The organism is Klebsiella sp. F11 (genome assembly GCF_056712265.1).
In genome coordinates this window covers 3,739,663-3,751,783 of the sequence record NZ_CM160060.1, presented here as the reverse complement: position 1 = coordinate 3,751,783, position 12,121 = coordinate 3,739,663, and the positions used below count along the sequence as shown (strand labels likewise).

The following is a 12,121-nucleotide window of genomic DNA, read 5'->3' as shown; positions in this document are numbered from 1 at the left end:
CCGATGACAACTCAATATGGATTTTTTATCGATTCCGCCCGTTGCACCGGTTGTAAAACCTGCGAACTGGCTTGTAAAGACTATAAAAACTTAACACCGGACGTCAGCTTCCGCCGCATTTATGAATACGCGGGCGGCGACTGGCAGGAGGATAACGGCGTCTGGCGGCAGAACGTGTTTGCCTACTACCTCTCTATCGCCTGTAACCACTGCGAGGACCCGGCCTGTACCAAGGTGTGTCCGAGCGGCGCGATGCATAAGCGTGATGATGGCTTTGTGGTGGTTGATGAAGACGTCTGTATCGGCTGCCGCTATTGCCATATGGCCTGTCCGTACGGCGCGCCGCAGTACAACGCGGCGAAAGGGCATATGACCAAGTGCGACGGCTGCCACGAACGCGTCGCCGTAGGTAAAAAACCGATCTGCGTCGAGTCCTGCCCGCTGCGGGCGCTGGACTTTGGCCCAATCGAAGAGCTGCGGCAGAAGCACGGCAAGCTGGCCGCCGTTGCGCCGCTGCCGTCGGCGCATTTTACGCAACCCAGTATTGTCATTAAACCGAACGCCAACAGCCGCCCATGCGGCGATACAACCGGCTATCTGGCCAACCCGAAGGAGGTGTGAGATGGGAAGTGGATGGCATGAATGGCCGCTGATGATCTTCACGGTCTTTGGCCAGTGCGTGGTGGGCGGCTTCATCGTCCTCGCGCTGGCGCTAATGAAGGGCAGCCTGTCGCGTGAGCAGCAGCAGCGCGTGGTGCTAAGCATGTTCGGCCTCTGGGTGCTGATGGGGATTGGCTTTATCGCCTCGACGCTGCACCTGGGCTCGCCGATGCGGGCTTTCAATTCGCTCAACCGCGTCGGCGCCTCATCGCTGAGTAACGAAATCGCCAGCGGAGCTCTCTTCTTCGCCGTCGGCGGTATTGGCTGGCTGCTGGCGGCGGTTAAGAAACTGCCGGCCGGGCTGCGTAGCCTGTGGCTGATCGTCACGATGGTATTGGGCGTCATCTTCGTCTGGATGATGGTGCGGGTATACAACACCATTGATACGGTGCCGACCTGGTATAGCGTCTGGACGCCGCTGAGCTTCTTCCTGACGCTGTTTATCGGCGGACCGCTGCTCGGCTATCTGCTGCTGCGCGTGGCCGGCGTGGACGGTTGGGCGATGCGCCTGCTGCCCGCCATCACGCTGGTGGCGCTGGTGGCCAGCATCGTGGTGGCGCTGATGCAGGGCAGCGAGCTGTCGACTATCCATAACTCCATCCAGCAGGCGTCCGCGCTGGTTCCGGACTACGGCTCGCTTATGGCCTGGCGCGTCGCGGCCCTGGCGCTGGCTTTGGCCTGCTGGGTTGCGCCGATGCTTAAAGGTTATCAGCCGGCGGTACCGCTGCTGGGCCTGGCGTTCGTGCTGGTGCTGGCGGGTGAGATGGTGGGCCGCGGGGTGTTCTACGGTCTGCATATGACGGTTGGCATGGCTATCGCCAGCTAAGCCGCTATTCGCGCCGGAACCTGGCGGTTCTGGCGCGATAAAAAATGCGCTCTCTTCATGAAATATTTCAACTGATATTCCCGCCTGTTAATTGCAATAAATTAATAAAAACAATGGAATAATATAAAGAATAATTCTGTCGTCTGGTCGATGGATAAAAAACTTCAATCGTTGCCCGGGAAACCGCGTCCTGCCTGATTTCAGGTGGATTGACAATGTTTACAGCAGTGGCATGATGCGCACGAAATCTGAACTTCCTCACGGTTTATATCCATGTCCATCTACACCCGGCCGGTGCAAATGTTGCTCTGCGGCCTGCTTTTGTTGACGCTGGCGATAGCGGTTTTAAACACCCTCGTCCCGCTTTGGCTCGCCCATGAAAACATGCCTACCTGGCAGGTCGGGATGGTCGGCTCATCCTATTTCACCGGTAACCTGGTCGGAACCCTGCTGGCCGGATGGGTCATTAAACATCTGGGATTTAACCGTAGCTACTATCTTGCCTCGCTGATTTTTGCCGTTGGCTGCGTTGGGCTTGGCGTCACCATTGGCTTCTGGACCTGGTTTAGCTGGCGTTTTATCGCCGGCGTAGGCTGCGCAATGATTTGGGTGGTGGTGGAAAGCGCGCTGGTGTGTAGCGGAACTACCCGCAGCCGCGGCCGCCTGCTGGCGGCGTATATGATGGTTTACTATGTCGGTACCGTGCTGGGCCAGCTGATGGTGAGCAAGCTGCCGACGGATCTGATGAGCGTTCTGCCCTGGGTGACCGGGCTGGCGCTGGCCGCGATCCTTCCGCTGCTGTTTACGCGCGTGGTCAATCAGACGGATGAACCGCATGAGACCGCAGCCCGTATCTGGCCGATGCTCAGGCTGCGTCAGGCTCGCCACGGCGTTAACGGCTGCATTATTTCCGGGATCGTCCTCGGCTCGCTGTACGGACTTATGCCGCTGTGGCTGAACCATCAAGGGGCGAGCGACGCCGGGATTGGCTTCTGGATGGCGGTAATGGTGAGCGCCGGGATCCTCGGGCAGTGGCCGGTGGGCCGCCTGGCGGATCGTTATGGGCGTCTGCTGGTGCTGCGCGTTCAGGTGTTTATCGTTATTCTCGGCTGTCTGGCAATGCTCAGCCAGGCCGCGATGGCGCCGGCGCTGTTTATTCTTGGCGCCTCGGGCTTTACGCTGTATCCGGTGGCGATGGCGTGGGCGTGCGAAAAAGTTGAGCGCCATCAGCTGGTGGCGATGAACCAGGCGCTATTGATGAGCTACACCATCGGCAGCCTGCTTGGGCCAACGCTTACCGCGATGCTGATGCAGAATTTCTCCGATAACCTGCTGTTTATTATGATCGCCAGCGTGTCGTTCATCTACCTGCTGACGCTGCTGCGCAAAGCAGGGCACCACCCTACGCCGGTGGCGCACGCGTAGTTGTTCTTCGAGCCTTCACCGCAATAATAAAGGGGACTTTGTCCCCTTTATTATTTGCCGCCAGCGACGAGCGCATCAAGCTGGCTCTGATGCTCTACCCCGGTGAGCCGATGCAGCCGATCCTCCTCATCCAGCCAGCAGACCAGGCGCTGAATAGTCTGTATATGCTGTTCGCTATCGGCCGCGGCCAGAACGATAATCAGCCGCACATCGGGGTGATCGGGAAACGCCACGGCTTCGGCGCAGCAAACCAGCGAGAGAACGCTATGCGGGCTCAGAACCCCTTCATCCGGGCGGGCGTGCGGGAGGGCAAATTCCGGAGTGAGTATGTACCAGGGGCCATTTTTCTCGGTGGCGCTGATGATGGCATCCGCGTAGCCGGCGCTGATTTTCCCCTGCTGCGCCAGCGGACGGCAGGCCAGCCTAATCGCGCTGCGCCACTCCAGACCGCGCTCTCTGTACTGCCAGGCGGCAAATAATTTCTCATCCATGTCGGATCCTCAAATAGCGAGCCGGTCAGTGGGCGACCGGCTCGTGCGGCGGTCAGCGAAGCGCGTTATATAGCGCCTCGCCGGAGATGCCGTATTTTGCCTTGAGCTGCCGGCTGTTGCCCGACTCGGTGAAGGTATCCTGCGTTCCCAGGCGCGTCAGGCGCGCCGGATGGGCCGCCTGGGCCATCGCTTCGGCGACCTGACCGCCAAGGCCGCCGTTTACCGTGTGATTCTCCAGCGTGGCGATTAGCGGGCACTCTTCTACCAGCGCATAAAACGCCTGCTGATTAAACGGTTTGAGCGTCGCTACGTGGATGAGCTTGCCTTTTTTGCCGCTGGCAACCAGCTTTTCATAGCCTTCGCTGGCCTGCTCCAGCACCGTGCCCTCAAAGAGAATGGCGAAATCGTTGCCGCTGCTGGCGATGGCCGCGATATCGGTAACCCGGGGTATCACGCTCTTATCGCGCACCGGCATCGGTTCACGCGCCACGCGGATATAAACCGGGCCTTTAATTTTTGCCGCCTGCTCAAAGGCGTCGGCTATTTCTTCGGCATCGGCCGGCGTCAGGATCGTCAGGCCCGGCAGCACGCGGGTCAGGGCAAGATCCTCCAGCGCATGGTGCGAGGCGCCGTCCGGCCCGTCATCCATTCCCGGATGGCTACCCACCAGCTTGACGTTGGCTTTGGCGTAGCAGGCCTGCCGCAGCTGGGTCCATGCGGTCCCCGTTACAAACATCGCAAAATTGACATAGAAGGGGATATAGCCCTCAAGCGCCTGACCCACGGCAAAACTCATCGCTGAACCTTCCGCAATCCCCATTTCGAAGAAGGCCTCCGGGTAGCGCGCCTGAAACTGGTCGGTGCGGGTTGAACTGGCTAAGTCACTATCGATAGCGACGATGGGGTAACCTTTTTCTTTCAGGGCAATCAGTGCATTACCGATCTCATCACGCGGTGCTTTCATCACTGTAACTCCTCCATTGCCTGCTGGTATTGTTCTGTGGTCGGGGTTTTCGAGTGCCAGTCGCCGTTATTTTCCATATAGCTGACGCCGGAGCCCTTGGTGGTATGGGCGACGATGGCTACCGGCTTGCCTTTCAGATGGCGGGAGAGCATCAGGGTGTCGGCCACCTGGTGCATATCATTACCGTTGTGCAGCTCCAGCACGTGCCAGCCAAAGCTGCGGATCTTATCCGCCAGCGGCTCGAGATTAACCACTTCATTAACCGGATCGTGGGAAGAGAAGCCGTTGTAATCGATAATCGCGACCAGATTATCCATTTTCATATGCCCGGCCTGCTGTAGGGTTTCCCAGATTTGCCCTTCGTGCATTTCGCCATCGCCGATGATGGCAAATACCCGATGAGGCTCGCCGCGGCGCTTTTTAGCGGCCGCCATACCGAAGGCGACCGATAGTCCCTGGCCGAGCAAACCGGTCGTCGCGTCGACATCCGGCAGCGATTTTATGCTGGGGTGTCCCTGCAGGCGCGAATTGATCTGGCGGAAGGTATTGAACTCGCTGCGATCGATTTTACCTTTTTGGTAAAGCATGGCGTACTGCGCGGCAACGGCGTGCCCCTTGCTCATGACGACGCGTGCGCGGGGCGAGGCCGCCAGGTCAACCTCCTGATAATAGATCCAGGTGAGAATATCGATTATCGATAAGGCGCCGCCCGGGTGGCCAATACCGGACTCATAAATCATCGTGACGATATCGCGGCGAGCGGCGAGCGCATGGGACTTCAGTTCATCAATGTTCATGTTGTTTCCTTCTTATGGCAGCATTTTGCCGATGTAGTACACAACCAGGCCCAGGGCGACAAAGTCGGTTTCCGGGAAGCTGGTTCCCGACAGGCCGACGGACTCCATGATGGGGTAGATCAGCGCGGGGCCGATGCCGATAAGGATCCCGGTGACGAAGCTCCCGGCGATGGCCCCTTTCCAGCCGCCCGAGGCATTGCCAAATACCGCCGCGGTGGCGCCGATAAAGAAGTAGGGGATGGCCACCGGAATGATGACGGTTTGCCCGAGGAGCGCGAGAAAGCCCATCACCGCCAGCCCGCCAACAAATGAAGAGATAAATCCCAGTACCGTGGCGGTTGGCGCATACGGGAAAACGACCGGGCAGTCGAGGGCGGGTTTAGCGTTGGGAATGAATTTCTCCGAAATGCCGAGGAAGGCCGGGACAATTTCTGACAGCAGCAGGCGAACCCCGGTAATGATGATGTACAAAGACGCGGTGAAGGTGAGCGACTGGAACAGAGGGTAAACCAGCCAGTGCATGCCGCCAGCCGCCGCCGTGACCGCCGCTTTCCCGGCGGCGAACGCCGCAATGTAATAGAAAATACTGACCGAGATCGACACGGAGACGATGTAATCTTTAAAGATCCCCAGCCAGCCTGGCAGGTTTAGTTTTTCGGTCGACTGCTTAGGATCGCCCACCTTTGAACCGATCCATCCGGACGCCGCGTAGGCCAGCGTCACGTAGTGCCCCATCGCAATTTCATCATTACCGGTGATTTTTCTCATCCACGGCTGGGCAATCGCCGGGTACAGACAGGCGGCCAGCCCCAGCAGGATTGAGCCGACAATAATGGTGGTCATGTCGCTATAGCCGAGCGCCTTCAGGGTGACGGTCAGCAGGGCCGAGAGATAGAGATTATGCTGTCCGGTGAGAAAGATGTATTTGAAGGGAGTGACGCGGGCAAAGAACAGGTTCCAGCCAAAACCAATCACCATAATCAGCGAGACGCACATCGCGAATTTAGTTTGCGCCAGGCCGGTCAGCGCTTCCGCCAGCGGCATAACGCCTTTCAGACCAAAGCCATCGCTGAATAATGTCTGAAAATTGCCGAGAGAGGTCACGGCCAGTCCGGCCCCGCCGGCAAAAACCAGAAAGCCGACGATGGTTTTGAACGTTCCGGAGAGCACTTTTTCAATCGGCTTTCGTTGGATCAATAAGCCAATTAATGCGATAAAACCAACTAAAAGTGGGGTGACGCCCAGAATGTCGAATACAATAAATCTGAGGAAATCCATATTGCCTCCGGGAGAGGTTAGTTGTGCTGGATTACGCGGATAAGCGCTGATTCCATCTCTTCACTGTTCATCAGGTCGGTGATACCGATAGCGTTAAATCCGGCAGCTTCGACTTCCTCGGTGAGATCGCGCATCGTGATCACGAAATCAATATCTCGCCAGGTTCGTAAACCGGAGAGAACGTCGTGCTCCAGTTCGATATCCCAGCCGTGTTTATCGATGATTTTTTGTGCTTTGATTTTGAGCATTAAGGAACTGCCCATACCGGTGCGACAGACGATGAGACCTTTCATGAGATGTTCTCCTGTTTGTAAAAATAATTATTTTTATTTGTTTGTGTGAGATAATAATTATTATCTTTAGCGTAGGGCGAAAGATGTGACTGTGTTTGCATTTTGAGCAAGAAAGGCAAAAAATGAGCCAGATAGACAACAACCTGTTGATAAACATACGAAACGGATCTTCAGAACTCAGCCCGATACTGGAGAAGGTGGGCCGCTTTATTGCGGAAAATCCTGATTTTGTGATGCGTCACACAATTTCCGAGCTGGCCGACTCTGTTGATACCAGCGAGGGTAGCATCACCCGTTTTTGCCGGGCGTTTGGGTTTAAAGGTTTTTCCGATTTCAGAACGGCGCTGGCGGTGGAGCAGGGGGCCGCGCGCTCGGAAACTGGCGATGACGACGATATTGCGCCGGTGCTGGCGAGCATTCGCGATAGCAATACCATTATCGATGCTCAGGAGCTGCAAAGCGCAGCGGTGTGGCTGAATACGCTGAATAACATTGCCATTTATGCGGTGGGTACGGCGGTGCCCGTTGCCCTGTTTCTGCAAATGAATTTAATCAACATGGGCAAGGTTGCCAGCTTCGTCGATCGCTCCTATCCGGCGGCGATCCCGATATCAACCGAGCGGCAAAAGACGGGAATTATCGTCGTGCATACCGAACAGGCCTCGGCGGATATGATGCAGGCCTTGACGCTGGCGAAGCAGCAGGGGGTGAAAATATTGTCGCTGACCCGCGGCACGTTTACGCCGCTGGCTCGTTTATCGGACTGGAACCTGCAGGCCGCGGTGGCTTTACAGGGGGAAGGTGAATCAGGATTTGCTGAAATTGCCGGAGCGATGATGGTTGCCGATCGGATGCTGCGCGCGCTGGAGGATCAGGATGAGCGCTATGCGGAGTATCGTAAAGCGCATCAGAAACGCATTTTCTCGATTGAAAGCGTGGCGAATAAGCTGTCGCAATACTTTATGTCCTGATGCTTGCTGAAGCGCTTTCCGCCCGGATAATGCGTGCTGCGGCGCTATCCGGGGAAAATGCTGCTCAACCGGGCGGCTGCCGCCCGTCGGTTTAGTACATCACTTTGTGGCCATACTGCTCGAGAATACCCTTGACGCGCTCCATGGTCTCTTTCTTCGGCGGATGCACGCCGTCCAGCTTGTACTCTTCGCTCATCGCCACCCATTTATGTTTGCCCAGCTCGTGATACGGCAGCAGTTCGATTTTTTCGACGTTGCCCATATCGCGGGTAAACTCGCCGAGGCGATGCGCGGAATCATCATCATCTGACCAGCCGGGAACCACCACGTAGCGGATCCAGACGTTAATATTTTTGTTCGCCAGATAGCGGCAAAACTCCAGCGTGCGGTGGTTAGAGACGCCGACCAGATTTTGGTGGATTTCGTCGTTCATCTGCTTAAGGTCGAGCATCACCAGGTCGGTGACCTCAAGCAGCTCGTCAATCACCGGATCGTAGCGGCGAACAAAGCCGTTGGTGTCGAGGCAGGTATGGATGCCCTCCTTGTGGCAGGCGCGGAACCAGTCGCGTACGAATTCAGCCTGCAGGATAGCCTCACCGCCGGATGCGGTCACCCCGCCGCCGGAGGCGTTCATAAAGTGACGGTAAGTGACGACCTCTTTCATCAGGCTTTCGACGGTCACTTCCGTGCCGCCGTGGGTATCCCAGGTATCGCGGTTATGGCAGTACAGGCAGCGCATCAGGCAGCCCTGGAAGAAGGTGATGAAGCGGATCCCAGGGCCATCGACGGTGCCACAGGATTCAAAGGAGTGAATGCGACCAATAGTTGACATTGCGGTGATATCTCCAGATTCGGTCCGTCCGGGACCTGTGATGCACAGCTCAAACCGGCTGTGTTTAAGAGCCAGTCCCATTAGGCTATTTTACTTGCCATTTTGAACCTGGGCAGTGCTCACAATCCTCACGTACTCCGTATACGCTCCGGTTGCTGCGCGCTGCCCGTGTGCAAACTGGCTGCGACAATTACGCCTAATGGGATAGGCTCTAAGTCTGTTTTGGCGGTTATCCATTCAGTATAGATAGCGGACAAAAGAGACTGGAGGGCAGGGAAGTATTGTTAAAAAGGCCCCACTTGCGTGGAGCCTTTATTGTACGCTTTTTATATCGCGATTTCAGTCAAACCCATTACATGGTCTGAGTGAAGGTACGAGTGATAACGTCCTGCTGCTGCTCTTTAGTCAGGGAGTTAAAACGTACTGCGTAGCCGGATACGCGGATGGTCAGCTGCGGATATTTTTCCGGGTTTTCCATCGCGTCGAGCAGCATTTCACGGTTCATAACGTTGACGTTCAGGTGCTGACCGCCTTCGATAGAAGCTTCGTGGTGGAAGTAACCGTCCATCAGGCCGGCCAGGTTAGTCTTACGAACTTCGTCGTCTTTACCCAGAGCGTTAGGAACGATAGAGAAGGTGTAAGAGATACCATCTTTAGCGTAAGCAAACGGCAGTTTTGCAACGGAGGTCAGAGAGGCGACGGCGCCTTTCTGGTCACGACCGTGCATCGGGTTAGCGCCTGGTCCGAACGGCGCGCCAGCGCGACGACCGTCCGGGGTGTTACCGGTTTTCTTACCATACACAACGTTAGAAGTGATGGTCAGAACGGACTGCGTCGGGATAGCGTTGCGGTAGGTGTGCAGTTTCTGAATTTTCTTCATGAAACGTTCAACCAGGTCAACGGCCATGTCATCTACGCGAGAGTCGTTGTTACCAAACTGCGGGTATTTGCCTTCGATTGCGAAGTCAACGGCCAGGCCGTTTTCGTCACGAATCGGTTTAACTTTCGCATATTTGATCGCGGACAGGGAGTCAGCGGCAACGGACAGGCCGGCGATACCGCATGCCATGGTGCGAACCACGTCACGGTCGTGCAGCGCCATCAGAGAGGCTTCGTAGCTGTACTTATCGTGCATGTAGTGGATGATGTTCAGCGCGGTGACGTACTGTTTAGCCAGCCAGTCCATGAAGTGATCCATGCGATCCATAACTTCATCAAAGTTCAGAACGTCGCCTTTGATCGGTTCAGCTTTAGGACCAACCTGCATTTTCAGTTTTTCATCAACGCCGCCGTTGATCGCGTACAGCATGGTTTTCGCGAGGTTAGCGCGAGCGCCGAAGAACTGCATTTGCTTACCAACAACCATCGGGCTTACGCAGCAGGCGATAGCGTAGTCATCGTTGTTGAAGTCCGGACGCATCAGATCGTCATTCTCGTACTGCAGAGAAGAGGTATCGATGGAGACTTTAGCCGCGTATTTTTTGAAGCTCAGCGGCAGTTTTTCAGACCACAGAATGGTGATGTTCGGCTCCGGAGACGGCCCCATGGTGTACAGGGTGTTCAGGAAGCGGAAGCTGTTTTTAGTGACCAGGGTACGGCCGTCAACGCCCATACCGCCGATGGATTCAGTTGCCCAAATCGGGTCACCGGAGAACAGTTCATCATACTCAGGAGTACGCAGGAAGCGAACCATACGTAGCTTCATGACCAGGTGGTCAATCATTTCCTGTGCGTCCTGCTCGGTGATTTTACCGGCTTTCAGGTCACGTTCGATGAAGATATCCAGGAAGCTGGAGGTACGACCGAAGGACATTGCCGCGCCGTTCTGAGATTTAACGGCGGCCAGGTAACCGAAGTAGGTCCACTGGATAGCTTCCTGCGCGGTTTGTGCCGGAGCAGAGATATCGCAGCCGTATTTATCCGCCATCTCTTTGATCTGACCCAGCGCGCGGTGCTGCTCGGAGATCTCTTCGCGCAGACGGATGGTCGCTTCCAGATCTTCGCCGTTTTCCAGACGTTCCTGCAGAGACAGGAACTGAGCGTATTTGTCTTTCATCAGGAAGTCGATGCCGTACAGCGCAACGCGGCGGTAGTCACCGATGATACGACCGCGGCCGTAGGCGTCCGGCAGACCGGTCAGCACGCCGGATTTACGGCAGTTCAGGATGTCTTTGGTGTAAACGTCAAACACGCCCTGGTTGTGAGTTTTACGGTACTCGGTGAAGATTTTTTTCAGCATCGGGTCCAGCTCGCGATCGTACGCTTTGCAAGAACCTTCAACCATTTTAATGCCGCCGAACGGGATGATCGCACGTTTCAGCGGAGCTTCAGTCTGCAGACCAACGATTTTCTCGAGCGCTTTCTCGATGTAGCCTGCGTCGTGAGAAGTAATGGTGGATGCAAGGGAAGTATCGAAATCAACAGGCGCGTGAGTGCGGTTTTCCTGTTTAACGCCTTCCATTACGTTGTCCCACAGCTTGGTGGTCGCGTCAGTTGCGCCAGCCAGGAAGGACTCGTCACCTTCGTACGGGGTGTAGTTTTTCTGGATAAAGTCACGGACGTTGACTTCGTTCTGCCAGTCACCTTTCGCAAAACCTTCCCAGGCTGTGGCTAACTTTTCATTAAGCTCGGACATGTAACACCTACCTTCTTAAGTGGATTTTTTATTTACTGCCTGAAACAACCCTTAGTGATGGTCGTCGCCACGCAGGTAAATGACCCAGTATGTCAACCCAACCAGCAGACCACCGCCGATAATGTTCCCGATAGTTACCGGAATCAGGTTATCAGTGATGAAGTTCATGATGGTCAGGTGAGAGAAACTTTCCGGAGTTGAACCAACGGCGGTCCAGAATTCCGGGCTTGCAAAGTCGCGGATTACGATACCCATCGGGATCATAAACATGTTAGCGATACTGTGCTCGAAGCCGCTGGCAACAAACATGGCTACGGGGAGAACCATAATCATTGCTTTGTCCATCAGGCTGCGGCCGGAGTAGCTCATCCACACCGCGAGGCAGACCATCAGGTTCGCCAGGATACCCAGGCTGACGGCTTCAATAAAAGTATGATGCATTTTATGGTCAGCGGTTTGCAGGACGTTGAGCCCCCAGCCGCCGTTGGCGGTCATATATTCACCCGACAGCCACATCAGTAAGACGAACAGCAGTGCGCCTATCAGGTTACCAACATAGACGTTGAGCCAGTTTCGCGCCAGTTGACCCCAGGTAATTCGTCCGCTGGCTTTCGCCACGACGATAAGCACGGTGGAGGTAAACAGGTCAGCACCGCAGATGACGCACAGAATCAAGCCCAATGAAAAGCAGATCCCGCCGATAAACTTGGCAATACCGAAAGGCATCGCGGCAGTACCGGTCGTCGCGGTGATGTAGAAGACAAAAGCAATGGAGATAAAGACGCCAGCGGTAATCGCCAGATAAAAGGTCTTCATCGGGTGCTTTGTCGCTTTATAGACACCCGCTTCTTCGGCGACTTTCGCCATCGCTGCGGGGAGTAAAAGATCAAAAGGGTTGTCAGCTTTCACACTAACTCTCTCTTTATATAAGTCGGCGGTGAGATACTAA

12 protein-coding genes are annotated in these 12,121 nt (G+C 55.6%); 4 read left to right on the top strand and 8 right to left on the bottom strand.

Annotated features, from left to right (window positions below):
- The first annotated feature begins 3 nt into the window (after nucleotides 1-3).
- The 3 genes from AC1M2H_RS18630 to AC1M2H_RS18620 all read left to right on the top strand — a co-directional run bounded on the left by AC1M2H_RS18630 (nucleotide 4) and on the right by AC1M2H_RS18620 (nucleotide 2,911).
- Complete coding sequence (locus AC1M2H_RS18630; RefSeq protein ID WP_480148541.1) at nucleotides 4-621, top strand: DMSO/selenate family reductase complex B subunit; 618 nt, start codon at nucleotides 4-6, stop codon at nucleotides 619-621.
- 1 nt (nucleotide 622) lies between these two features.
- Nucleotides 623-1,486, top strand: a complete 864-nt coding sequence (locus AC1M2H_RS18625) for a dimethyl sulfoxide reductase anchor subunit family protein (RefSeq protein WP_480148540.1) — start codon at nucleotides 623-625, stop codon at nucleotides 1,484-1,486.
- 273 nt (nucleotides 1,487-1,759) lie between these two features.
- On the top strand, nucleotides 1,760-2,911 hold the full coding sequence (locus AC1M2H_RS18620; RefSeq protein WP_480148539.1) for an MFS transporter: 1,152 nt from the start codon (nucleotides 1,760-1,762) through the stop codon (nucleotides 2,909-2,911).
- A gap of 50 nt (nucleotides 2,912-2,961) precedes the next feature.
- Here AC1M2H_RS18620 and AC1M2H_RS18615 read toward each other — a convergent pair whose 3' ends face one another.
- Genes AC1M2H_RS18615 through AC1M2H_RS18595 form a run of 5 tightly spaced genes read right to left on the bottom strand, consistent with a single transcriptional unit; the run spans nucleotide 2,962 to nucleotide 6,734 of the window.
- A complete protein-coding gene (locus tag AC1M2H_RS18615; RefSeq protein ID WP_480148538.1) occupies nucleotides 2,962-3,402 on the bottom strand; it encodes a PTS sugar transporter subunit IIA in 441 nt (146 codons plus the stop codon).
- A gap of 52 nt (nucleotides 3,403-3,454) precedes the next feature.
- A complete protein-coding gene (locus tag AC1M2H_RS18610; protein WP_480148537.1) occupies nucleotides 3,455-4,366 on the bottom strand; it encodes a transketolase family protein in 912 nt (303 codons plus the stop codon).
- On the bottom strand, nucleotides 4,366-5,163 hold the full coding sequence (locus AC1M2H_RS18605) for a transketolase (protein WP_480148536.1): 798 nt from the start codon (nucleotides 5,161-5,163) through the stop codon (nucleotides 4,366-4,368). The genes AC1M2H_RS18610 and AC1M2H_RS18605 overlap by 1 nt, the downstream gene beginning before the upstream one ends.
- Nucleotides 5,164-5,175: 12 nt before the next feature.
- Entirely contained in the window at nucleotides 5,176-6,441 is a 1,266-nt protein-coding gene (locus AC1M2H_RS18600) for a PTS ascorbate transporter subunit IIC (protein ID WP_480148535.1), read from the bottom strand.
- A gap of 17 nt (nucleotides 6,442-6,458) precedes the next feature.
- Nucleotides 6,459-6,734 (bottom strand): PTS sugar transporter subunit IIB, encoded by a 276-nt coding sequence (locus AC1M2H_RS18595; protein WP_015584798.1) that lies wholly within the window; start codon nucleotides 6,732-6,734, stop codon nucleotides 6,459-6,461.
- Nucleotides 6,735-6,856: 122 nt separating this feature from the next.
- Here AC1M2H_RS18595 and AC1M2H_RS18590 point away from each other — a divergent pair, with 122 nt between their 5' ends.
- Nucleotides 6,857-7,705 carry a MurR/RpiR family transcriptional regulator gene (locus tag AC1M2H_RS18590; RefSeq protein ID WP_480148534.1) on the top strand — a complete coding sequence of 283 codons (849 nt, stop codon included), beginning with the start codon at nucleotides 6,857-6,859 and terminating at the stop codon, nucleotides 7,703-7,705.
- 91 nt (nucleotides 7,706-7,796) lie between these two features.
- Here the strand turns inward: AC1M2H_RS18590 and pflA are convergent, their stop codons facing one another.
- The 3 genes from pflA to focA all read right to left on the bottom strand — a co-directional run bounded on the left by pflA (nucleotide 7,797) and on the right by focA (nucleotide 12,081).
- Nucleotides 7,797-8,537: a pyruvate formate lyase 1-activating protein gene (gene pflA / locus AC1M2H_RS18585; protein WP_480148533.1), complete on the bottom strand. Its 741-nt coding sequence runs from the start codon at nucleotides 8,535-8,537 to the stop codon at nucleotides 7,797-7,799.
- Nucleotides 8,538-8,889: 352 nt separating this feature from the next.
- A complete protein-coding gene (pflB, locus tag AC1M2H_RS18580) occupies nucleotides 8,890-11,172 on the bottom strand; it encodes a formate C-acetyltransferase (protein ID WP_480148532.1) in 2,283 nt (760 codons plus the stop codon).
- 51 nt (nucleotides 11,173-11,223) lie between these two features.
- Nucleotides 11,224-12,081, bottom strand: a complete 858-nt coding sequence (gene focA, locus AC1M2H_RS18575; protein WP_426815287.1) for a formate transporter FocA — start codon at nucleotides 12,079-12,081, stop codon at nucleotides 11,224-11,226.
- Nucleotides 12,082-12,121: the final 40 nt, after the last annotated feature.